Source organism: Ruegeria sp. YS9 (assembly GCF_024628725.1).
GTDB lineage: Bacteria > Pseudomonadota > Alphaproteobacteria > Rhodobacterales > Rhodobacteraceae > Ruegeria > Ruegeria atlantica_C.
Window position 1 is genome coordinate 1,435,105 of sequence record NZ_CP102409.1, and the last position, 20,941, is coordinate 1,456,045.

The 20,941-nt window shown below is 57.5% G+C and carries 23 protein-coding genes; 12 read left to right on the forward strand and 11 right to left on the reverse strand.

What is annotated here, in order from left to right; genetic code table 11:
* Positions 1–2 precede the first annotated feature (2 nt).
* The gene (locus NOR97_RS07285; RefSeq protein WP_257600701.1) at positions 3–536 is read left to right on the forward strand and encodes a hypothetical protein; all 534 of its coding nucleotides are present in this window, start codon (positions 3–5) and stop codon (positions 534–536) included.
* Positions 537–637: 101 nt separating this feature from the next.
* Positions 638–1,183 carry a carboxymuconolactone decarboxylase family protein gene (locus tag NOR97_RS07290; RefSeq protein WP_257600702.1) on the forward strand — a complete coding sequence of 182 codons (546 nt, stop codon included), beginning with the start codon at positions 638–640 and terminating at the stop codon, positions 1,181–1,183.
* On the opposite strand, the gene mnmA is transcribed toward NOR97_RS07290, so the two are convergent.
* Positions 1,180–2,325 carry a tRNA 2-thiouridine(34) synthase MnmA gene (mnmA, locus tag NOR97_RS07295; RefSeq protein WP_257600703.1) on the reverse strand — a complete coding sequence of 382 codons (1,146 nt, stop codon included), beginning with the start codon at positions 2,323–2,325 and terminating at the stop codon, positions 1,180–1,182. The genes NOR97_RS07290 and mnmA overlap by 4 nt on opposite strands.
* A 128-nt stretch (positions 2,326–2,453) precedes the next feature.
* Between mnmA and NOR97_RS07300 the strand changes: the two genes are divergently transcribed.
* The 5 genes from NOR97_RS07300 to NOR97_RS07320 all read left to right on the forward strand — a co-directional run bounded on the left by NOR97_RS07300 (position 2,454) and on the right by NOR97_RS07320 (position 8,248).
* Positions 2,454–2,747, forward strand: a complete 294-nt coding sequence (locus NOR97_RS07300; RefSeq protein ID WP_170344350.1) for a DUF1153 domain-containing protein — start codon at positions 2,454–2,456, stop codon at positions 2,745–2,747.
* 86 nt (positions 2,748–2,833) lie between these two features.
* Positions 2,834–3,550, forward strand: a complete 717-nt coding sequence (gene ctrA / locus NOR97_RS07305) for a response regulator transcription factor CtrA (protein WP_152457936.1) — start codon at positions 2,834–2,836, stop codon at positions 3,548–3,550.
* Between the two features lie 123 nt (positions 3,551–3,673).
* Positions 3,674–5,926, forward strand: a complete 2,253-nt coding sequence (ligA, locus tag NOR97_RS07310) for an NAD-dependent DNA ligase LigA (protein WP_257600704.1) — start codon at positions 3,674–3,676, stop codon at positions 5,924–5,926.
* Entirely contained in the window at positions 5,923–8,013 is a 2,091-nt protein-coding gene (gene recG / locus NOR97_RS07315) for an ATP-dependent DNA helicase RecG (protein WP_257600705.1), read from the forward strand. The genes ligA and recG overlap by 4 nt, the downstream gene beginning before the upstream one ends.
* Positions 8,014–8,125: 112 nt before the next feature.
* On the forward strand, positions 8,126–8,248 hold the full coding sequence (locus NOR97_RS07320; RefSeq protein ID WP_256367496.1) for a hypothetical protein: 123 nt from the start codon (positions 8,126–8,128) through the stop codon (positions 8,246–8,248).
* A 183-nt stretch (positions 8,249–8,431) separates the two neighbouring features.
* Here the strand turns inward: NOR97_RS07320 and NOR97_RS07325 are convergent, their stop codons facing one another.
* Both NOR97_RS07325 and NOR97_RS07330 read right to left on the reverse strand, forming a co-directional pair.
* Positions 8,432–9,070: a MarC family protein gene (locus NOR97_RS07325; RefSeq protein WP_257600706.1), complete on the reverse strand. Its 639-nt coding sequence runs from the start codon at positions 9,068–9,070 to the stop codon at positions 8,432–8,434.
* A gap of 59 nt (positions 9,071–9,129) precedes the next feature.
* A complete protein-coding gene (locus tag NOR97_RS07330; protein WP_257600707.1) occupies positions 9,130–9,582 on the reverse strand; it encodes an iron-sulfur cluster assembly scaffold protein in 453 nt (150 codons plus the stop codon).
* Between the two features lie 48 nt (positions 9,583–9,630).
* Here NOR97_RS07330 and hisI point away from each other — a divergent pair, with 48 nt between their 5' ends.
* Positions 9,631–10,020, forward strand: coding sequence for a phosphoribosyl-AMP cyclohydrolase (gene hisI, locus NOR97_RS07335; protein ID WP_170344343.1), 390 nt, complete (start codon positions 9,631–9,633; stop codon positions 10,018–10,020).
* A 10-nt stretch (positions 10,021–10,030) separates the two neighbouring features.
* Here the strand turns inward: hisI and gluQRS are convergent, their stop codons facing one another.
* The 4 genes from gluQRS to NOR97_RS07355 form a co-directional block, all read right to left on the reverse strand.
* Positions 10,031–10,912 (reverse strand): tRNA glutamyl-Q(34) synthetase GluQRS, encoded by an 882-nt coding sequence (gluQRS, locus tag NOR97_RS07340; protein WP_170344342.1) that lies wholly within the window; start codon positions 10,910–10,912, stop codon positions 10,031–10,033.
* Complete coding sequence (locus NOR97_RS07345) at positions 10,909–11,523, reverse strand: class I SAM-dependent methyltransferase (RefSeq protein ID WP_257600708.1); 615 nt, start codon at positions 11,521–11,523, stop codon at positions 10,909–10,911. The genes gluQRS and NOR97_RS07345 overlap by 4 nt, the downstream gene beginning before the upstream one ends.
* Positions 11,524–11,560: 37 nt before the next feature.
* On the reverse strand, positions 11,561–12,901 hold the full coding sequence (trmFO, locus tag NOR97_RS07350; RefSeq protein WP_257600709.1) for a methylenetetrahydrofolate--tRNA-(uracil(54)-C(5))-methyltransferase (FADH(2)-oxidizing) TrmFO: 1,341 nt from the start codon (positions 12,899–12,901) through the stop codon (positions 11,561–11,563).
* A 253-nt stretch (positions 12,902–13,154) separates the two neighbouring features.
* Positions 13,155–13,940 carry an enoyl-CoA hydratase gene (locus NOR97_RS07355; protein ID WP_170344339.1) on the reverse strand — a complete coding sequence of 262 codons (786 nt, stop codon included), beginning with the start codon at positions 13,938–13,940 and terminating at the stop codon, positions 13,155–13,157.
* A 58-nt stretch (positions 13,941–13,998) separates the two neighbouring features.
* On the opposite strand from NOR97_RS07355, the gene NOR97_RS07360 reads away from it, so the two are divergent.
* On the forward strand, positions 13,999–14,442 hold the full coding sequence (locus NOR97_RS07360) for a PaaI family thioesterase (protein ID WP_257600710.1): 444 nt from the start codon (positions 13,999–14,001) through the stop codon (positions 14,440–14,442).
* A 62-nt stretch (positions 14,443–14,504) separates the two neighbouring features.
* Here the strand turns inward: NOR97_RS07360 and NOR97_RS07365 are convergent, their stop codons facing one another.
* Positions 14,505–14,732 carry a DUF1127 domain-containing protein gene (locus NOR97_RS07365; protein WP_257600711.1) on the reverse strand — a complete coding sequence of 76 codons (228 nt, stop codon included), beginning with the start codon at positions 14,730–14,732 and terminating at the stop codon, positions 14,505–14,507.
* Between the two features lie 99 nt (positions 14,733–14,831).
* Between NOR97_RS07365 and NOR97_RS07370 the strand changes: the two genes are divergently transcribed.
* Complete coding sequence (locus NOR97_RS07370; protein ID WP_257600712.1) at positions 14,832–16,235, forward strand: PLP-dependent aminotransferase family protein; 1,404 nt, start codon at positions 14,832–14,834, stop codon at positions 16,233–16,235.
* Between the two features lie 3 nt (positions 16,236–16,238).
* On the opposite strand, the gene NOR97_RS07375 is transcribed toward NOR97_RS07370, so the two are convergent.
* Positions 16,239–16,604 carry a nuclear transport factor 2 family protein gene (locus NOR97_RS07375; RefSeq protein ID WP_170344334.1) on the reverse strand — a complete coding sequence of 122 codons (366 nt, stop codon included), beginning with the start codon at positions 16,602–16,604 and terminating at the stop codon, positions 16,239–16,241.
* Positions 16,605–16,846: 242 nt separating this feature from the next.
* Here NOR97_RS07375 and rplM point away from each other — a divergent pair, with 242 nt between their 5' ends.
* Together rplM and rpsI are read left to right on the forward strand one after the other, a co-directional pair.
* Positions 16,847–17,305: a 50S ribosomal protein L13 gene (gene rplM, locus NOR97_RS07380; RefSeq protein WP_152457950.1), complete on the forward strand. Its 459-nt coding sequence runs from the start codon at positions 16,847–16,849 to the stop codon at positions 17,303–17,305.
* 6 nt (positions 17,306–17,311) lie between these two features.
* Complete coding sequence (gene rpsI, locus NOR97_RS07385; protein WP_152457951.1) at positions 17,312–17,797, forward strand: 30S ribosomal protein S9; 486 nt, start codon at positions 17,312–17,314, stop codon at positions 17,795–17,797.
* A 70-nt stretch (positions 17,798–17,867) separates the two neighbouring features.
* On the opposite strand, the gene NOR97_RS07390 is transcribed toward rpsI, so the two are convergent.
* Positions 17,868–19,028, reverse strand: a complete 1,161-nt coding sequence (locus NOR97_RS07390; RefSeq protein WP_257600713.1) for an ABC transporter substrate-binding protein — start codon at positions 19,026–19,028, stop codon at positions 17,868–17,870.
* Between the two features lie 25 nt (positions 19,029–19,053).
* Positions 19,054–20,940 carry a long-chain fatty acid--CoA ligase gene (locus NOR97_RS07395; protein ID WP_257600714.1) on the reverse strand — a complete coding sequence of 629 codons (1,887 nt, stop codon included), beginning with the start codon at positions 20,938–20,940 and terminating at the stop codon, positions 19,054–19,056.
* Position 20,941 lies beyond the last annotated feature (1 nt).

Below are 20,941 nucleotides of genomic sequence, written 5' to 3' on the forward strand. Positions count from 1 at the left end.
CGATGATCTCTACCAATCTGGACAATCTTGCTGTCTTGTTGGGCTTGATTCTGGTGATGGAACAGCGCCGTGCGATCGTGGGCTTTGCGGTCGCTCAGACGATCGTACTTTCCCTGGCCATGACCGTGGCCGTGGGCCTGAACCAGAGCGGCCTTCCGTTTTGGATCGGCTACCTTGGCCTTGTCCCATTGGTGTTTGGCTTGCGCGGAATCTGGCATCAGTTTCGCGAGGCGGACAACGAAGGTGCTGTGTCAAAAGGGGCCGTTACTTCGGTGGTGACGCTTTTCCTGAGCCTCTCGATAGACAGTTTTGCGGTAATGACCCCTCTGCTTGCGGATTCGGCGCCGTCCTATCGGGTCGTGGCGTTGATCGGTGCCGCCAGCGCGGCCGCCTTGCTGGTTGTTGTTGCGGCATGGGGGGCACCCCACGCCAAAAGCCTTGGCCCGCGCGTTGCCCGGCTGGATCGGATTGCGCCATATATCATGGTCTGCGTCGGGCTCTATATTCTCTTCAACTCTCCCACCGACATGCTGTGACCCGGCAAAGAGAGCGCTTCGTCTCGCATATGTGACCTGCAAAGGTCTGTTGCAGTGATGCAGGTCCAAGGTATCGTGATTCAGAAAAAGGAGCTTTCGACATGACCCGCATTCCCCCTTTGTCGGATCAGGACATGACCGCCGACGCGCGCGCATCCCACGCAGCATTGGGCGCGTATGGTCCGTTTGACAACTGGGCCCGCGTTGCGGCGTATTGCCCTCCGGTTCTGAACCATGTCACGGGAATGCTGACAACCTTGCGAGAGCAGGAGAACCTGCCGCGCCGTGCGTTGGAACTGGCCATGGTGACGGTTTCGAAACTGAATGCCTGCGATTATTGCGTCTCGCATCACACACCGCTGCTGGCCGTGGCGGGGCTGAGCCCCGAAGGTGCGGCGCGTCTGCCAGACGTCGAGGATCATCCGGAACTGGATGCCTGTGACAAGGCGGTTGTCCGCTATGCCAAAGCCGTGACGATCCGGTCGGGCCGCATGAAGGATGCCGAAGTGGCGGAGCTGAGGGAATGGTTCACGGATGCTCAGATCGTCGAACTGACCTGGCGCATCGCCTTGTGCGGTGCGTTCAATCGGTTCAACGATGCATTGCAGATTCAGATCGAACCCGAGGTCAAACCGGTTTCAGCTTAATACCCGCGCCAGATCCAGCCGCCGCCGAATACGCGGCTGCCCTCGTTCGCGTAAAACACACAGGCCTGCCCTGGCGAGATACCTTCCTCGGGGGTCAGCAGTTCGACCTCGGCCGTGGTGTCCGACAGCGGCCGAATGATCGCCTCGCGCGGCGGGCGGGTCGAGCGGACCTTGACGGACAGGTGCCATTCATCGCGTGACGTGAAGGGTTCATCGCCCAGCCAGTTGATCTCGCGCACCGGAACGACGCGCGTTGCCAGCATCTCTTTCGGGCCGACAACGACCTGCTTTTTGTCGACGTCCAGTTTGACGACGTAAAGCGGCTCGCTGAGGCCGCCGATGCCAAGACCGCGACGCTGCCCGATCGTATAGTGGATTACACCGTTGTGCTGCGCCAGAACGCGGCCATCGGCGTGAACGATCTCGCCGGGTTCCGCAGCTCCGGGGCGCAGTTTTTCGATGACGCTGGCATAGTTGCCGTCAGGTACGAAGCAGATATCCTGACTGTCGGGCTTGTCCGCCACGGACAGCCCATACTGCGCCGCCATCTCACGGGTTGCGTCTTTTGACGGCAGGTGGCCCAGCGGGAAACGCAGGAAGTTCAGTTGCTCGGGTGTGGTCGAGAACAGGAAATAGGACTGATCGCGATTGGCGTCTTCGGCGTTGTGCAGTTCCGGACCGTTGGCGCCCATCTTGCGCTGAATGTAGTGGCCGGTAGCCATGCAGTCTGCCTCGAGATCCTTGGCGGTTTCCAGAAGATCCTTGAATTTCACGCGCTCGTTGCAGCGGATGCAGGGAACCGGCGTTGCGCCTGCCAGATAGCTGTCGGCGAACTCGTCGATCACGGCATCCTTGAAGATGTTCTCGTAATCCAGAACGTAATGTGGAAATCCACGCTCTTCCGCCACGCGGCGCGCATCATGAATATCGATTCCAGCGCAACAGGCACCTTTCTTGGCCAACGCCGCGCCGTGGTCATAAAGCTGCAACGTCACACCGACCACATCATAGCCCTGATCGGCCAGATAGGCCGCGACAACGGAACTGTCGACGCCTCCCGACATCGCCACAACGACCCGCGTTTCCGAGGGCGGTTTGGCAAAGCCAAGCGAGTTCAGCGGGGTCTCGGTATCGAGGGCCATTGCAGATTCCAGTCCGGGTTAAGAAAGACCGGCAGAATATATGAAAATTCTACACACTCTCAAGGGGCGGTTTCACGCGACTTTAAGTAGGCTGAGGTCAGCTTTGGTGCAGCAAGAAGGGTAAAGCGATGTATTTGCACAAAGTTGAAGGGCCAAGGTCTGTTGCTCTGCCGGATGGATCCATTTTGACGCATGCGGATTTACCGCCGGCGAACACAAGGCGATGGGTGGCGTCACGCAAAATTCTTGTCGTGCGCGGCGTGCTTTACGGGCTGATCAGCCTGTCTGACGCAAAAAAGAAATACGGCCTGAGCGACGAAGAATTCAACGGTTGGGTTTCCTTGGTCGCGGAACACGGCGTCGAGGCGTTGAAAGCGACGGCGCTAAAAAAGTATCGACAACCTAAAGGAGAGCGTGAATAAATGATTCAACGGTAACGTCAGATTAACCATTCTTGGTCAGGTTTAATTTCAATTGGAATTATTGACCCGAATTGGAGCAGTGAAAAATGCGCATACTTCTAGTCGAGGATGATCCGACCACGTCCAAAAGCATCGAATTGATGCTGACGCATGCGAACCTGAACGTCTATGCGACGGATCTTGGCGAAGAAGGAATCGATCTGGCGAAACTCTATGACTACGACCTGATCTTGCTGGATCTGAACCTGCCGGACATGAACGGGCATGAGGTTCTGCGCCAGTTGCGGATCGCAAGGGTGGAAACGCCGATTCTGATTCTGTCCGGCGCTGATGATACTGAAAGCAAGATCAAAGGCTTTGGATTTGGTGCGGATGATTATCTGACCAAGCCCTTCCATCGCGAAGAATTGGTGGCGCGCATCCATGCCATTATCCGCCGTTCCAAAGGGCATTCGCAGTCGATTATTCATACAGGGCGTATTGCGGTGAACCTTGATGCAAAAACCGTGGAAGTGGATGGCAAGACCGTTCATTTGACCGGCAAGGAATACCAGATGCTCGAGCTGCTCAGCCTGCGCAAGGGGACGACTCTGACCAAGGAAATGTTTCTGAATCACCTCTATGGCGGCATGGATGAACCCGAGCTGAAAATTATCGATGTGTTCATCTGCAAACTGCGCAAAAAGCTCAGCAATGCGACCGGCGGTGAGAACTATATCGAAACCGTCTGGGGCCGTGGCTATGTGCTGCGAGATCCGCAAAGCAACACGCTGGACGAAACACGGATGGCAGTCGGTCTCTGATTTGAAACACCAGTGCCGCCGGTGGTCCAGGGCGGCACATTGCACTCACGGCTCAGCACGTCTGGACCTGGCCATGGCCTCGCCCTATCACTGAGGTCCAAGTACGCGTGACAGGGCGAGGCCATGAGTAAACCGATTTCCATATCCGAGCTGACAGAAGATGAGGCACGTGCCGAACTTGCACGTCTGGCCGAACTATTGTCGAAAGCGAACACGCTGTATCACACGGCTGACGCGCCTGACATGTCGGATGCCGACTATGATGCTCTCAAACGGCGCAATGCCGAGATAGAAGCGCGCTTCCCTCACCTCAAGCGTCCCGACAGCCCGACGGATCAAGTGGGTGCAAAGCCTGCTGATGGTTTTTCGAAAGTCACGCACGCCGTGCGCATGATGTCGCTGGGCAACGCTTTCGATGATGAGGACGTGGCAGATTTCGACAGATCGATCCGGAAATACCTGGGCCTTGGCTCTGGGGAAAGCCTTGCCTACACGGCCGAACCCAAGATTGATGGCCTGTCCCTGTCATTGCGGTATGAAAACGGTCAGCTTGTTCAGGCTGCGACGCGTGGAGATGGTGAAGTCGGTGAAAATGTAACGGCCAATGCCCGCACGGTATCCGATATCCCGCAACACCTGCAAAACGCGCCCGAGGTTCTGGAAGTCAGGGGTGAGGTTTACATGTCTCATGCGGATTTCGAGGCGTTGAACGCGCGGCAGGCCGAGCGAGGCGGCAAACCCTTTGCCAATCCAAGAAACGCGGCGGCGGGGTCTTTGCGGCAACTGGATCCGGAAATCACGCGCTCGCGCCCGCTGCGTTTCTTTGCTTACGCCTGGGGAGAGGTTTCGGAACCATTGTCCGACTCGCAGATGGGGGCGATCGAGCGGCTTAAATCACTTGGTTTTTCGACGAATCCGCTGATCCGTCTGTGCGCAACGACGCAAGAGATGTTGGAGCATTACCGGGATATCGAAGCGCAACGTTCCACCTTGGGCTATGACATCGACGGGGTTGTCTACAAGGTGAATGATCTGTCGCTTCAGGCGCGTTTGGGGTTTCGCTCAACCACACCGCGATGGGCGATCGCACACAAGTTTCCGGCCGAACTGGCCTGGACGAGGCTGGAGGCGATCGACATTCAGGTCGGTCGCACAGGCGCGCTTAGCCCGGTTGCCCGGTTGCATCCAGTGACTGTGGGTGGTGTTGTCGTGTCCAACGCCACATTGCACAACGAAGACTATATCGCGGGACGCGATGCCAAGGGCGGCACGATCCGCGATGGCAAGGATATACGTGTCGGTGACTGGGTTCAGGTATACCGCGCCGGGGATGTGATTCCGAAACTGTCAGATGTTGATCTGTCCAAACGCCCGGCCGGTTCGCAGCCCTTTATCTTTCCGACGCGCTGTCCGGAATGTCAAAGCGAGGCGATCCGTGAAGAAGGCGATGCAGTCCGCCGCTGCACCGGTGGCTTGATTTGCCCCGCGCAGGCCGTTGAAAAACTGAAACATTTCGTCTCGCGCAAAGCGTTTGACATTGAAGGCCTTGGCGCGAAACAGATCGAGATGTTCTATGATGATCCGATCCTTCCGATAAAGACTCCGGCGGATATCTTTACATTGGAACAGCGTGACAGGGCCAATCTGGCTCGGCTGAAAAACCGGGATGGGTGGGGGGAAACCTCGGCCAGAAATCTGTTTGCCGCGATCGACGAAAAGCGGACCATTCCGTTTGCGCGCCTGTTGTTTGCTTTGGGTATTCGACATGTAGGTGAAGTCGGAGCACGCGATCTGGCGCTGTATTACCGCGATTGGGAGACCCTGACACAAGCCCTGGACACCGCGCGCGCGGCAGCTCTGGCGCAGCGGCAAGCGGATGCGGCGGAAGATGCCGAACGGGCGGCCGCGCTGGCAGAAGGTCGTCGGGCGCGTGTCAAGGAAGCCCGGGATGCTGCCATCGCCGCGGCGTGTGTTCCGCCGGATGCCAATGCCGCCTGGGCGGAATTGATCGGAATTGACGGGATCGGCGCAACGCTGGGTCTGTCTCTCTCCGATGCGTTTTCGAACGTGGAAGAGAGGCGCGCGTTCGATACGTTGCGCAAGGAATTGAAAATAATCGCACCTGATGCGCCCGCCTCAGACAGCCCGGTGGCTGGCAAGACGGTTGTGTTCACCGGGACGTTGGAAAAGATGACCCGCGCCGAGGCCAAGGCCCGGGCCGAGGCGTTGGGTGCGAAGGTTTCCGGTTCCGTCAGCAAGAAAACCGATATTCTGGTCGCCGGGCCCGGTGCAGGTTCGAAAGCCAGGAAAGCGGCAGAGCTGGGTATCGAAACCCTGGATGAGGATGGCTGGTTGCAGCTGATCGAAGGCGCATGAGCGGGAGGCCGGAACAGCTGTTCCCGCTGTTTGCGGGGCTGGAAACACTCGAGGGCGTTGGCCCCAAAACCGCGCAAGTCCTGGAACAGGCCGGCGTTGAGAGCCCACGCGACGTTCTGTTCGGCTTGCCCTATGCCGTCGTCGACCGACGCCGGCGAGAGACGATTCAGGGCGTCGATCTGCCCGCCACGTTGACCGTCGAAGTGACGGTCGGCCCACACAGGCCGCCGCGCAACAAGGGAGGCGCTTACCGCGTGCATGTCGAAGACAGTCAGGCCGATTTTCAGCTGGTGTTCTTTCACGCGCGCGGTGACTATCTGAAGAAAGTGCTGCCTCAGGGCGCGCGCCGTGTGATCTCGGGCAAGCTGGAGCTGTTCGACGGCATGGCTCAGATGGTGCATCCGGATCATATGTTGCCGGTCGAGCAAGCCGGTGAGATTCCGGAATTTGAACCGGTATACCATCTGACACATGGGTTGACCCAGAAAACGGCGTTCAAGGTCAGCCGCAGCGCGTTGGCGCGTGCGCCTGAGCTGGCGGAATGGATCGACCCTGCGCAGATGGCACAGCAAAACTGGCCGGATTGGATTTCGGCAATTCGAGCCGGTCACAATCCTCAAGGGGCTGATGATGTCTCAGCGTTTGCGCCCGCGCGTCAGCGTCTGGCCTATGACGAGCTGTTCGCGCATCAGATGACGTTGGCTCTGGCGCGTCAGCGAGAGCGGAAATCCCGTGGTGTCGTCAGCGTAGGGACAGGCGCGTTGCAATCCAGGGTGTTGGCCAGTCTTCCTTATCGTCCGACCGGCGCGCAAAGCCGCGCGATCGAGGAAATCGCGGCCGATATGGCATCGGACGCCCGCATGAACCGATTGTTGCAGGGTGACGTGGGGGCCGGCAAGACATTGGTGGCCTTCATGGCCCTTCTGATCGCGGTCGAGGCAGGCGGACAGGGCGTGATGATGGCCCCGACCGAGATCCTTGCGCGCCAACATCTGGAAGGGTTGCGCCCGTTGGCGGAAGAGGCCGGAGTGGTGCTTGAACTGCTCACCGGGCGTGACAAGGGCGCAGAGCGGCGCGCCAAGCTTGAGGCTTTGAAAAATGGCAATATCCAAATTCTGGTCGGCACCCATGCCGTGTTTCAGAGTGATGTTGAATTCAAAGCGCTGCGCTTGGCCATAGTTGATGAACAGCATCGGTTTGGCGTGCGTCAGAGGATGGAGCTGTCGGAAAAAGGGCAGGGCGCGGATGTATTGGTGATGACTGCCACACCTATTCCACGCAGTCTGGCGCTGGCGCAATATGGCGACATGGATGTGTCGGTGCTGGACGAAAAGCCGCCGGGGCGCAAACCGATCAAGACGGCGATAGTCAGCACGCAGCGCATGGACGAGGTCGTATCCCACCTGCGTCGCGCGATTGATGAGGGGCGGCAGTGCTATTGGGTCTGCCCCTTGGTCGATGAATCAGAGGTTTCGGACCTGACGGCCGCTGAAGAACGATTCAAACGCTTGCGTGCCATATTGGGCGAAGGTGTGGTCGGGCTGGTTCATGGGCAGATGCCGCCGGCCGAAAAAGACGCGGCAATGTCTGCATTCCAGAATGGGGCCACCAAGGTTCTTGTGGCCACGACCGTCATTGAAGTGGGGGTCAACGTGCCCAATGCCACGATCATGGTCATCGAACGGGCCGAAATCTTTGGTCTGGCCCAACTGCATCAATTGCGCGGTCGCGTGGGCCGTGGTGATGCGGAATCGACGTGTTTGTTGATGTATCAACCACCGCTCAGCGAGGGGGGACGTAAGCGGTTGGAGGTTCTGCGCGAAACCGAAGACGGGTTCCTTATCTCGGAAACCGATCTGGAAATGCGTGGTGCCGGGGATCTGATCGGAACCGCTCAGTCCGGTCTGCCGAAGTTCCGCATTGCGGATCTAGAGCGTCAGGCGGGCTTGATGGCCGTGGCCCAATCCGATGCCCGGGCATTGCTGAATGCGGATCCCAAGCTGACCTCGGACCGGGGCCGCGCGGCGCGCGTAATTTTGTGGCTGATGAAACAGGATCAGGCGATCCGTTTGATTTCAGTAGGTTAGGCAGGAAGTTCCAAAAAGATCACAAATGTTCTCAAAAAGTTCTTTACCGACTCGGGTAAATATGAGAACAAAAGGTCAACAAAGGATTAAAACTCTGACCGGAGGTGACCCTATGCTGACCCAGATCAAGACCGTATTCAGCCGCTCGCAATCGACAATCCTACAGGATGCCGTGGGCGTGATGTCTCTGGTCGTGATCTTGATGGTCGCCCTGCACCTTCCGGTTGGATTCTAAGCCTTTCTGCCTGCGATCTCGTGCCGAAAAAACCGCGCTGTCATCCCCATTTCAGTCAAGGGTGACCTGCCTGTCCCAAACCCCTTGAGGGGCCATGCCTCGGCCCCGTGCGGTAATCCGGACCCCACGCGAGACACGCAATGCCTGCCGCCGCCCTTTCGCCCGGAAGGTGCGGCGGCTTTTTTACAGCTGGCCGGTTTTGAAAATCTCAAGCAATGCGGACAGGACCGAATTGACCGCGACCGAGGCCAGGATCATCCCCATGATACGGCTGATGATCGCTGCTCCTGAGTGACCAATCAGGCGAATGATCGGTTCCGCCAGAAGCATGAGAATAAAGGCAACAACCAGAACCAAGAGCATGACCAACGCGGTAATTCCTTGATCTACCGCACTGTATCGATGGTTGTCCGTCAGGATGACGACCGCCAGCATCGCACCGGGTGAAGCCAGAGATGGAACGGCAAGAGGAAATATCGCGGGATTCTGCTTGTGGTACTTGTCTTCCTGATCCTCTTCTGCCTGACGCTGTTCTATTTCCTGTTTGCTTTCGCCAAAGATCATGGTCAGAGCGAACAGAAACAGGATGATACCGCCTGCGACCTGAAATGAATTCAAACCGATATCCAGCGCTTCGATCAGCAGTTGCCCAAACACTAGGAAGAACAAAAGAACACCGGCACTTATTATCGATGCCAACAAAGCTATCTTGCGACGCGCGGCGGCCTCCAGCCCCGCAGTGACGGCAATGAAAACGGGAATTGTACCAATCGGGTCAATGACGACCCAAAGGGTCACGAAATGCTCAAGCAGATTATTCAATACCCATCCCTCCTTAAATCTGTGCGGAAGGTAAACGGGTTTGTCTCAAATAGCTACAATCAGGCGCAATGGGCCTGTTCCGCCTTCGCCATGGCTTCCGCAGTGGCGTCCAGTGCCAGCAGTATTGACGCGTGGCGGTTCTTGTAGTCCCGCGCCGGCATCAGGACCTCAAGACCGTCAAAGGGCGCGTCCGGGGCGGGGCCATCCTTTTTCAACATCGCAGCAAGCTGATCGCGCGCCGCTTCGACCTGAGCACGCGTTGCGCCAATGATCGCGTCGCCAACCACCGAAGCGGATGCCTGACCCAACGCGCAGGCTTTGACGTCCTGTCCGAAGGCGCTGACGCGACCATCCTGAACCTTCAGATCCACCGTCACGGTAGAGCCGCAAAGAGGCGCGCGTTTCTTGACCGTTGCATCCGGGTTTTCCAACCGGTCCAGATGCGGGATGTCCGCCGCCAGCGCCAGAATGCGTCCGGAATACAGCTTGATCAGGTCGTTCTCCCCGCTCATGGCTTTCCCTCGTCGTGTGTTCCTCATACATAGTGGCCAGCCCAACGGATGCAAAAGGTTTTTGTCATGTCTCACCCCGTCGCGTTTGATCCATCGACTCTGAAATATAACGAAGCGGGACTGATTCCGGCAATTGCGCAGGACCAGGTGTCGGGTGAAGTTCTAATGATGGCATGGATGAATGCGCAGGCCGTTGAAAAGACACTGGAAACGGGCAGGGTGACCTATTGGTCACGCTCGCGTCAGTCCTTCTGGATCAAGGGCGAAACCTCGGGCCATGTGCAGGAACTGGTGGACTTCCGCATCGATTGTGACCGCGATTGCCTGTTGGTTCTGGTGCGTCAAACCGGTGCTGCCTGTCACACCAACCGCCGGACGTGCTTTTATACTGCGGTGCGGGACGGGGCCGAGACCGAACTGATGGCCCCGATGGAGTAACCGAGCCAGATCAAAGCCCCACCATGTGCCGGATGTCTGCCGGGCTGGCACCTTCGGCCCGGTATTTCGCGATCGCACGCGCATCGTCGCGTTTCGCCAGCCGTTTGCCGGCGTCATCGCGGACCAGATCGTGGTGGAAATACTCGGGTGTAGGCAAATCCAACAGCACCTGAAGCAGAACATGGATGCGGGTGGCTTCGAACAGATCCTGACCGCGAACCACACGGGTGATCCCCTGGGCCGCGTCGTCAAGAACGACGGACAAATGGTAGGACGTGCCCATGTCTCGGCGAGCCAGAACGATATCGCCCACACTGGTTTCCATCTCATCCGGGGTAAAAGCAATTGTTCCTGTTTCGCCACCGGGGCCGGAGCCCAGTTCCAAGAATTGGAACCTGTCCGGATCGCGGATTGTTCGACAGGCTTTGGCAACGTCCAGTCGCAACACTTGGTCTCTTGGATGAGGGTTCTGGCGTAAGTCTTTACCCTGTTTTACTTTTCGGCACGTACCTGGATAGATAATTCCGTCTGGCCCAAGCAAGGGCGCGCCTTCCTGGGGCGCGCTTGCGGCGGCGGCAATATCTTTGCGATTGCACAGGCAAGGATACAGAAGACCCTTTTTCCACAACCGATCCAACGCGCGATCATAGATACTCAGCCGATCTGATTGACGCAGAACCGGTTCCGGCCAGGTCAGCCCCAACCAATTGAGGTCATCGTAGATCTGATCCTCCCAGTGCGGACGCGAGCGGGACCGATCGATATCTTCGATGCGCAGCAAGAACTGTCCATTTTCGGATCTGGCCATGTCGCTGGCGATCATCGCAGAATAGGCGTGCCCAAGGTGAAGTGGACCGGTCGGGGATGGCGCGAAACGCGTTACGAAAGTCACGCTTTTTCTAATACATACACGTCAGAGTTAAGGTTGATGCCGGGCAAGTGCGGCCCGTATTCACGAAATAGCAAACGTGCGGCACCCATGTCGACCCAATCCGTCACGCGGCAGGTGAATTTGTGATCTGACAGCGCATGGTCGTTCAGTGAAAACGCCAACATCCCACCTTTTGGCAAGGCATGCATCAACAGGTCGAATGTCTCGGGCGGCGCCGCGCCCTGGCCGATGACACCGATGGCCGTGATCACCGAATACGCTTCGGGCCTGAGCGGGGCTGGCTTGGTGATGTCAAACCCGGTAAGGGTTCGGTAAACACCCTTGGCCTCTGCCTCTTCCAGCATTTTGGGGGTGGGGTCGATACCATCGATGACCTCAAATCCCGCCGCCCGCAGGGCGAGACCGGAAAGCCCCGTTCCGCAGCCGAAGTCCAGAATCGGCGTTTGGGGGTGAGGGTGGAATTGCCACAAAGCCGCGGCCACCCGTCCCGGGGTTGCATATCCCTGTTCCGCGACCTCTTTTTCGTAGGTCGCGGCCCAGTTCTGATAATGCGTTTCAGTGTTTTCGGGCGTGTCGAGATTGTAGGTGCTGTCCAGGAACTTGTCGCTCATCCCGTCATGCTAGGCCGAGATCACGCCGCGCGTCCAGTTAGCATTGATCCAACCAGGTTTGCCATTCTGTCTTGGCGCGATCGGTATAGGCCTTGTACCGGTCTTTCCGGCCGCGCCGCCCGCCTTTCAGGCCGTCCACAGGGCGGAACAGGCCAAAGTTTACGTTCATCGGCTGAAACGTCTTGGCTTCGGCCCCGCCGGTAATGTGATGGATCAACGCACCCATTGCACTGTCTTTGGGTACTTCGGGCAAGTCACGCCCCAGTATTTCCGCGGCGGCCATGCGACCGGCAAGCAATCCCATCGCGGCGCTTTCAACATAGCCTTCGACGCCCGTAATCTGGCCGGCAAAGCGGATGTTGGGCTTGGATTTCAAGCGCATCTGTGCATCGAGCAGGGTGGGAGAGTTGATGAACGTGTTGCGGTGGATGCCACCCAGCCGGGCAAAGCTGGCGTTTTCCAGACCGGGGATCATGCGGAACACGTCGGTCTGGGCTCCGTATTTCATCTTGGTCTGGAACCCTACGATGTTGAACAATGTGCCCAATGCGTTATCGCGCCGCAACTGAACAACGGCATGAGGTTTGACGTCAGGCGCATGAGGGTTTGTCAACCCAACCGGCTTCATCGGACCGTGGCGCAGGGTCTCGCGTCCGCGTTCGGCCATGACTTCAATCGGAAGACAGCCATCAAAATAGCCTGCGGTCTCACCTTCGTGAAACTCGGTTTTGTCCGCAGCCAGAAGGGCGTCGATGAAAGCCTCGTATTGAACACGGTCCATCGGGCAGTTCAGGTAAGCCGTGCGCTCTTCCTCGGTCTCGCCTTTGTCGTACCGGGATTGCATCCACGCTTTGCTCATGTCGATGCTGTCGGCGTAGACAATGGGCGCGATCGCATCAAAAAACGCCAGCGCGTCCGATCCCGTTTCCGCCCGGATGGCTTCCCCCAATGCGGGTGAGGTCAAAGGGCCGGTCGCGAAGATCCACTGCCCATCATCGGGAAGGGTGGTCACTTCTTCGTCTGTTACCGTCACACGCGGATGTGCGCGGAGTTTTGCGGTGACCGTTTCGGCAAACGGGTCGCGGTCCACGGCGAGCGCACCACCGGCCGGCAGGCGATGTTCATAGGCTGTGGTCATGATCAACCCATTGGCTGCCCGCATTTCCCAATGCAGCAGGCCGACGGCATTCTGTTCATCGTCATCCGATCGGAATGAGTTTGAACACACCATTTCTGCCAGGTTTCCTGTCTGATGTGCGAAGGTGCCAACGGTGGGACGCATTTCATGAATGATCACGTCAACGCCCATTTCAGCGGCTTGCCAGGCCGCTTCGGACCCGGCCATTCCACCGCCCACGATATGCAAAACTTGTGTCATGTGCAGCCACATAGGGCACCGCACAGACAGGCGCAACTGCCGTATTTTTTGTGACTGATCTGGTGGAGGGGTCTTGGGGTCGCCGCTGCGGGAATGTCAGCGCTGGTGAGAGAGACCAGCTGGAGGGACCTTCCGCCCACGGCGACCCAAAAGTGTACTGAGGCCTTAGCCTCGACCCAGCTTTGCCACAGAGTTGCCCTTTTGGAAAGTGCTAAAATGAAAACAGTGGCAAAAAATGTTCAAAACAATTGCGTCATTGGGTCCAATTCGGGGGGCGCTTTTCAATAAAGGCGGAAATGCCTTCTTCTGTATCGCGGTACAACATATTCTGCGCCATTGCGTCTCCGGTATAGGCATAAGCCTGATCCAAAGGCATTTGCAGCTGTTGATAGAACGCTTCCTTGCCGATCTTCACGGCCACGCCAAGCTTGGATGCGACCAGTTCCGCCAGCCCGTTGGCTTCTTGTTCCAGCGCCTCTTCAGGAACGACACGGTTTACCAGGCCCAGATCGGCGGCGCGTTCCGCTGAAATGAACTCGCCGGTGGTCAGCATTTCAAAAGCCTGCTTTCTGGGGATGTTGCGGCTGAGAGCCACCATCGGCGTGGAACAGAACAGGCCGATATTGACCCCGTTGACGCCAAACCGTGTACCTTCCGCGGCCACCGCCATGTCGCAGGTTGCAACCAGCTGACACCCGGCGGCGGTCGCAATGCCATGGACTTGCGCGATAACGGGTTGCGGCAGGGATTGGATCGACATCATCATCCGGGCGCAACGGGAAAAGAGATCTTGAAAGTAGGCCTTGCCGCCATCTTCCGACTGGCGTCCGGCCGTCATCTGTTTCAAATCATGCCCGGCACAAAACGCCTTTCCTGCCCCCGACAGGACCACGGCCCGGATCGCGCTGTCGTCGCGCAGTGCATCAAGCTCGGCTTGCAGCGCAGCCAGCATCTCGTCACTCAATGCGTTCAGCCGGTCCGGCGCGTTCATCGTAAGCCTTGCAACCGCGCCAGTGTCGTTACGTTCCAGAATTGTCATCTTGCCCTCCGATCCCAAGTTGGGCCAACTCTAGGTCGGCAAGAGCAGGAGGGGAAGTATGGCTTTGGAAATGAACCGGGACGAACTGTCACAATACCTCAAAGAGGTGTTCCCTCAGGTGCACAAGGATTTCGTCGTCGAAGACTTGACCGAAGACACGATCACCATGCGCCTTGTGGTTCAGGACCAACACCTGCGCCCCGGAGGCACGGTGTCAGGCCCGTCGATGTTCGGGCTTGCCGATGTCAGTGTCTATGCGATGGTTCTGGCGCGAAAAGGGCGTCAGTCATTGGCCGTCACCACCAACAGTTCTTTTGATTTCCTGCGCAAACCGGATGGTGGCGCCGATATGATTGCGGCCTGTCGTCTGTTGAAGCTGGGAAGAACACTGGCCGTTGGGGATGTGCTTTTGTACTCGGAAGGCAGTGATCTTCCGGTTGCGCGGGCAACGATGACCTATTCCCTGCCGCCGGTAGGGTCTGCTGCCGCGAATTTCGGATAAAAAAGGCCGGGGACAGGCCCCGGCCCAGGAAGAGGTCCCAATAAATTGGGACTGGGGATCAGTCAGGGGTGCCAGAAAAAGCGCTTTGTTTCCCGGCCAGCCTGATGGCGGGTCAGCCCGACGTCCTGAAGCAGACGGTCATCCAGATAGCCCAGATTGACGCGGCTGCGGCGGCGGCGTTCCCATTGAGTGACCGCCGCCGCAAACCGCACGGCCAGAGCAGCGAGCAGAGGCAGCCGTGGGCTGTCGTTCAGCAGCAGAAGGGCGGGGGTGTGCATTGTGCGTGTCATCTCGGAATTCCTTTCAAATTGTATTGACACAAAACAGTATTGCTTGGTACATAAGTTTGATACATTTGAAATTGTGTCAAAGGCAAAGGAAGAATTGTAATGGGTACAATTTGGCCAAGCGCGCTGCCAAAGTCCAAGGGGCCAAAGTATACTTTGGTTGCCGACACAATACGAAAAGCTATTGATAACAAAACTTTGGATATCGGCACCAAACTGCCACCGGTGCGGGAGCTGGCGTATCGATTGCAAATTACACCCGGCACTGTCGCGCGCGCCTATACGATTCTCACCGATGAGGGGTTGCTACAAGCCGAGGTCGGACGTGGTACATTCGTAGCCCCGCCAAAATCTCCGATTCTGGATGATGTCTGGTCCCGGCAGCTTCATCTGGCCGAGGCGCAGAACACCCACCATGTCAGCCTGTTCAGCCCCAGGCTGGTGGATATTGGGCAGGTGTCGTTGATCCGCGAGTGCTTGCAGAAAGTCTCTCAATCCGATCCCGCATTATTCATGAACTACCCCACACGCGATGCGTACCAGCCCATGCGACAGGCTGTGGTTGACTGGCTGTCGGATCTTCCGCTGGGGCCACTGAACGATGATGACATTGTCCTGACCCATGGGGGGCAGAATGGGCTATGCTTGGTGTTTCAAACCATCCTGCAAGGGCCCAAGCCGGTCGTTTTGGTTGAAGACCTGTCTTACGCCGGTTTCCGTCGTGCCGGAGAGTTGATGCGCGCCGAGGTGGTCGGAATTCGGATGGACAAATGGGGTATCGATCCCGAAGCAATGGAACATGTTCTGCGCCAAACCCCGGCGCAGGCGGTATGCGTGTCACCCGAAGTTCAAAACCCGACCGCAACACACACGCCTTTGGAAAGACGCAAAGAAATCGTTGAGATCGCACGGAAATTTGATGTCCAGATCGTTGAGGATGATTGCTATCGAATGGGGGACGCCAAAGAACCCAGCTTTCGCGCCCTTGCACCCGAGCGAGGGTGGCACGTGTCGTCCATTTCAAAGATACTCACACCGGCGCTGCGCGTGGGTTTCGCCATTGCTCCAAAGGATCGCAGTGTCGATCTGCGTCGATCTGCCGAATATGGGTATTTTGGCTTGGCTCAACCCCTGGCCGAACTCACGCGGTTGCTGCTGTCGGACCCGCGTACCCGCCAAATTGCCCAGGATGTGCGCAAGCGGATGGGTGACTATGTCCGGATTACCGTCAATGCGCTGGGGGGGTTCGATCTGAACTGGGCTCCGGACGTGCCTTTCGTCTGGCTGAACCTGCCATCGGGGTGGCGCTCTGCCGCGTTCAGCCGCGCGGCCGAACGAGAAGGCATTCAACTCAGATCAGCGGATGAATTTGCCCTGCGCGATGGGCGCGCGCCGAATGCAGTACGCATCGCCATGAATGGTCACGTTTCTTTGGAACGGTTCGAAGACGCAATGCTGAGGCTGCGCGCGTTGCTGGACAATCCACCGGAACAGATCAGCGTCTAGCATTCAGGTCAGCGGGGGCGGATCGCCAAAAAATCCGGCCAGATGAGCGATCTTTCCATCTTCGTCCAATCGAATGAAATCATGCCCGGCCACCATGATTGCGCCGTCGGGCGCCACCATATGCCAAGTGAAGTGAACGACATCGTGGTGCGAAACCGGACTGCTGGTGATTTCAACGCGCCCATTCGAGCTTTCAAGAATCTCTCCAATATGAGCATTCAAACGCTCACGCCCCGAAACATCAGCTGTTGGATCCACATATCGACCGTTTTCCGCAAAACAATGCGCCAAGAACTCAAACCGTTTTCCTGAGGACTTTTCCTGCCAGGCGGCACCGTAACTTTCAATTGTGTACATCAAATCCTGCATGCAACTCTCCGTGGCTGGACGCGATCAATTCCTACCTAGTGTATCAGAGTGTTGAATTTGGGAGAATTCCACATCAGAAATATGGGGTAAAATAATACCTATTTTGTAAGTTATTGTTTTAAAACTATTTAAATAGCATTGGGTCGCTTGACGTCGCAATCGTGGGTGTCTAGATACGCATCCATCGAATTCGGGCCGCCTCGCTTGGGGCGGTCTTTCACATCAAACAGGACTATCCTGCCATGAAAACCTTTTCTGCAACACCTGCAGACATCGACAAGAAATGGATCCTGATCGACGCCGAGGGCGTTGTTCTGGGCCGTCTTGCCTCGATCGTCGCCATGCGTCTGCGTGGCAAGCACAAAGCGTCGTTCACCCCGAACATGGACATGGGCGACAACGTCATCGTGATCAACGCTGACAAGATCCAGATGACCGGCAAGAAGCGCGAAGAGAACTTCTACTGGCACACTGGCCACCCGGGCGGCATCAAGTCGCGCACCAAACAGCAGATTCTGGAAGGTGCACATCCCGAACGCGTCGTGACCCAAGCGGTCAAGCGCATGCTGCCGGGCAACCGCCTGTCGCGCAAGCAGATGACCAACCTGCGCGTTTATGCCGGTGCCGAGCATCCCCACGAGGCGCAAGCGCCCGAAGTTCTGGACGTCAAGTCCATGAACAAGAAAAACACCCGGAGCTAATGACCGATGGCTGATCAGATCAATACTCTCGAAGAGCTGAGCGCCGTCGCAGGCGTTGAAACCGTGGCCGAAGAAGTCATCGTGCGTGAACCCGTACGTGACGAGCTGGGCCGTTCCTACGCCACCGGCAAGCGTAAAGACGCTGTTGCCCGCGTCTGGATCAAGCCGGGTTCCGGCAAGGTCACCGTGAACGGCAAGGATCAGGACGTCTATTTCGCACGTCCCGTTCTGCAACTGATCCTGCGCCAGCCGTTCCAGGTTGCTGGTGTCGAAGGCGAGTTCGACGTTGTCGCCACCGTCAAAGGTGGTGGCCTGACCGGTCAGGCCGGTGCGGTCAAGCACGGCATCTCGAAAGCGCTGCAACTGTACGATCCCAACCTGCGCGGCGCCTTGAAAGCCGCTGGCTTCCTGACCCGCGACAGCCGCGTTGTGGAACGTAAGAAATTCGGTAAGCGCAAAGCCCGCCGTTCGTTCCAGTTCTCGAAGCGTTAATTCGCCGGGAAAACCCAATAAGAAAGGGCTCGCAATTGCGAGCCCTTTTGCATTGTTTTTGCGGGAAATCTTATTCTTCGTAAACCAGCTTCCACGCGCCGTTTTCAACGACGTTGACGAAAACCGTATCCGCCCCCTGGTGATCGTCCGGGCCATAGGAAATATGGTTGCCGACCAGATCATCCTGATAGTCCAGTGACTCCATCGCCTCGATAAAGCTGTCATGCGTCAGGTCAGGGCCCGCGGCCTCAAGCGCTTTGACCATCATTTCGGCGGCGGAATAGCCCAACATGGCGAATCCAACCGGGTCTTCGCCCGTGGCGGCCTTGTATTCTTCGATAAACGCCGCCGGGGCAGGTTGATCTGCACGCGCCCACAGATCCTGCCACGAGGCTGCCGCATAGAACCCGTCAGTCACCCCTCCGGGAACCTGTGCCACGACAGTCAGGAAACTGGCCGAAGTGCCGAGGAACTTCATGTCCGTCAGGCCCATCTTCTTGGCGGTGCCAACAACGGTGATCGCCTGACGCACCCCAAGCGCCATGGTGACGATATCGCAGCCTTCTTCCTTGAGCTTGCTGAGCGATCCGACAAAATCCGTCTCATCCGGCTTGTGGGTCGTTTCAGATCCAAAACCGATCCCGGCCTCTTCGGCGCCGGCCTTGCTGCCTTCAAGAATTTCTTCACCGAAATCTGTTGGCAGATACATGGTGCAGACCGTCTTTGATCCAAATTCGCCGGCCAGATATTTCACACCGACACGCGCCTGATCATAGTAGGTCGAGAAAGACGTGAACTTGTTCCGCATCGGCTCCTGCAACATCTGACGCGCGGCGGTCAGAGGTGCAACGTTGGGAATACCCTTGGGATCCAACAGCTTGAACCCGGCCATGTTCATCGGCGTGCCAAGCGATTGCAGCATGGCGAACACCTTGTCGCGGTTCAGCAGCTTGTTGTAGCCCTGCATCGCACGCGGCATCTGATAGCCGTTGTCCTCGACCACATAGCGGATTTTGCGCCCGTGTATGCCACCGGCTTCGTTCACGCGGTCGAATACCACGTTGGCACCTTTGGTTGCCGGAACACCCACTGCGGCAAAGATGCCGCTCAGGTCGTTGACGGACCCAATGACTATCTCTTCGTCCGTAACGCCCTGTGTCTGAGCCGAACCGATGCTTGCCGAGGCGGTCAACGCCGTGGCTGCGGCCAGCCATTTGAGTGACTTCTTCATCTTTCTCCTCCCGAAAATTCTTAGGCTAAGTGTACATGTCTTCAATCAGATGTCCGTGTTTCTTTTCGACCAGGCCGCGTTTCAGCTTCATCGTGGCGGTAAGCTCTTCATCCTCGGCGGTCAGCAGAACGTCGATCAGGCGAAAGTCCTTGATCTGTTCGACCCTCGCGAAATCCTCGTTCACGGCGGCCACTTCGGCGCCGATCAGTTCGCGCACCTCGGCCGCGGCGCAGAGCGAAGCAAAGTTCGAGAATGGGATTTTCTGGTCCTGCGCATATTTCTCGACATTTTCCTGATCGATCATGATCAGCGCCGTGAGGTATTTGCGCCGATCACCGATGATCACCGCGTCCGAGATGTAATGGCTGAACTTCAGACGGCTTTCGATTTCGGCCGGGGTGATGTTCTTGCCGCCGGCGGTGATGATGATGTCTTTTAACCTGCCGGTGATGGTGACAAAACCGTCCTCGTCGATATGCCCCATATCGCCGGTACGCAGCCAGCCGTCGGCGGTAAAGCTTTCCGCCGTCTTGGCGTTGTTGCGCCAATAGCCCTGAAAGATGTTCATGCCCTTGAGCTGAATTTCACCTTCGTCCGAGATACGGATATCGCACCCCGGGACGACCTTGCCGATGGTCCCGATCTTGTTGCTTTCCACTGTGTTGAGTGTTGCAAGGCCGGACGTCTCGGTCATGCCGAAGCCCTCGACGATCGGCACTCCGATGGCCCAGTACCATTTCAACAAATCCGCCGAGATAGGCGCGGCACCCGTGCCACCCCGGCGCAGCTTGTCCAAGCCCAGCATCCGGCGCAAATTCTTCAGAACCAACTGATCCCAGAACCAGAACCGGGCCGCGATGACGGCGGGAACGGGTTTTCCCGAACTCACGTAATCGGCCCGGCGCGCGCCGGCCTTCAGGGCAAGACCGTATGCCATTCGACCCAGCGCCGTTGCATCCTGCGCCAGGATTTGCACCTGCGCATGGATCTTTTCCCAAACTCTCGGCACTGCCGTGAAGGTCGAGGGCGAGACCTCTTGCAGATTTGCAAACACCGTCTCGGGGCTTTCCGCGAAATTCACGGTGCAGCGGGCGGCCAGCGGGAAATAGACAGACACGTCGCGTTCCAGAATATGGCAGAGCGGCAGAAAACACAGCTGTTCGTCACTGGCCTGTGTTGGCAGTGACCAGGCACCGGCCTCAATGCCGGCCAGGATGTTTTCATGGCTCAACATCGCACCCTTGGGTTGGCCGGTGGTGCCAGATGTGTAAACCAGCAAAGCTGTGTCCTGAGGTTTGGCCTGTGCGATTTCGGCTTCGAACCGCCCCGGATCTTCCTGTTCGGCCTGCTGGCCCAAAGCGTAAAGGTCGTCGATCATCATGCAGCGTGGATGGGTCAGGTCATGCAAGCCCTCGCCCTCCAGAATGATCACCTTGACCAGATCCGGAACCTCGCTTTCGACTTCCAGAAACTTGTCCAGATGTTCTTCGTCCTCGACGATCAGGAACTTGCTGCCACTGTCGTTGACCAGATATTGCAACTGATTGGCGGAATCCGTGGTGTAGACGCCAGAAGAAATGCCCCCGACGCACTGAATGCCCATGTCGAACCACATCCATTCCTTGCGGTCCTCGGACAGGATCGAAACAACGTCTCCGCGCTTCAAACCCAGCTTTCGCAGGGCAAGCCCGATCCACTTGGCGTGCTGCCAGTAGTCGGCCCAGGAATATGACTTCCAGATGCCCAAGTCCTTTTCACGATGGGCCGTTCGATCCCCCAGTTCCGCACAACGGCTTTGAAACAGCGCACTGATGGTGGTGCACCCATCCACGCGCAAAGGGCGTTGTCCGGGTGTTGCATTAAGCTCAATGCCGTTGATCCTGATCTGCGGGGCGAGGGGCGTCGCATCCATC

Excerpts from the sequence above, each read along its gene's own strand:
- NOR97_RS07355 (WP_170344339.1), bottom strand. The coding sequence starts at position 13,940 with ATGACAATTCTGGAACGTAACGACACTGGCGCGGTTGCAAGGCTTACG.
- NOR97_RS07300 (WP_170344350.1), top strand. The coding sequence starts at position 2,454 with ATGTATTTGCACAAAGTTGAAGGGCCAAGGTCTGTTGCTCTGCCGGAT.
- trmFO (WP_257600709.1), bottom strand. The coding sequence starts at position 12,901 with ATGACACAAGTTTTGCATATCGTGGGCGGTGGAATGGCCGGGTCCGAA.
- mnmA (WP_257600703.1), bottom strand. The coding sequence starts at position 2,325 with ATGGCCCTCGATACCGAGACCCCGCTGAACTCGCTTGGCTTTGCCAAA.
- ctrA (WP_152457936.1), top strand. The coding sequence starts at position 2,834 with ATGCGCATACTTCTAGTCGAGGATGATCCGACCACGTCCAAAAGCATC.
- NOR97_RS07320 (WP_256367496.1), top strand. The coding sequence starts at position 8,126 with ATGCTGACCCAGATCAAGACCGTATTCAGCCGCTCGCAATCGACAATC.
- NOR97_RS07360 (WP_257600710.1), top strand. The coding sequence starts at position 13,999 with ATGGCTTTGGAAATGAACCGGGACGAACTGTCACAATACCTCAAAGAG.
- NOR97_RS07395 (WP_257600714.1), bottom strand. The coding sequence starts at position 20,940 with ATGGATGCGACGCCCCTCGCCCCGCAGATCAGGATCAACGGCATTGAG.
- NOR97_RS07365 (WP_257600711.1), bottom strand. The coding sequence starts at position 14,732 with ATGACACGCACAATGCACACCCCCGCCCTTCTGCTGCTGAACGACAGC.
- NOR97_RS07290 (WP_257600702.1), top strand. The coding sequence starts at position 638 with ATGACCCGCATTCCCCCTTTGTCGGATCAGGACATGACCGCCGACGCG.
- rpsI (WP_152457951.1), top strand. The coding sequence starts at position 17,312 with ATGGCTGATCAGATCAATACTCTCGAAGAGCTGAGCGCCGTCGCAGGC.
- NOR97_RS07285 (WP_257600701.1), top strand. The coding sequence starts at position 3 with ATGATCTCTACCAATCTGGACAATCTTGCTGTCTTGTTGGGCTTGATT.
- NOR97_RS07375 (WP_170344334.1), bottom strand. The coding sequence starts at position 16,604 with ATGCAGGATTTGATGTACACAATTGAAAGTTACGGTGCCGCCTGGCAG.
- NOR97_RS07390 (WP_257600713.1), bottom strand. The coding sequence starts at position 19,028 with ATGAAGAAGTCACTCAAATGGCTGGCCGCAGCCACGGCGTTGACCGCC.
- NOR97_RS07330 (WP_257600707.1), bottom strand. The coding sequence starts at position 9,582 with ATGAGCGGGGAGAACGACCTGATCAAGCTGTATTCCGGACGCATTCTG.
- NOR97_RS07370 (WP_257600712.1), top strand. The coding sequence starts at position 14,832 with ATGGGTACAATTTGGCCAAGCGCGCTGCCAAAGTCCAAGGGGCCAAAG.
- hisI (WP_170344343.1), top strand. The coding sequence starts at position 9,631 with ATGCAAAAGGTTTTTGTCATGTCTCACCCCGTCGCGTTTGATCCATCG.
- ligA (WP_257600704.1), top strand. The coding sequence starts at position 3,674 with ATGAGTAAACCGATTTCCATATCCGAGCTGACAGAAGATGAGGCACGT.
- recG (WP_257600705.1), top strand. The coding sequence starts at position 5,923 with ATGAGCGGGAGGCCGGAACAGCTGTTCCCGCTGTTTGCGGGGCTGGAA.
- rplM (WP_152457950.1), top strand. The coding sequence starts at position 16,847 with ATGAAAACCTTTTCTGCAACACCTGCAGACATCGACAAGAAATGGATC.
- NOR97_RS07345 (WP_257600708.1), bottom strand. The coding sequence starts at position 11,523 with ATGAGCGACAAGTTCCTGGACAGCACCTACAATCTCGACACGCCCGAA.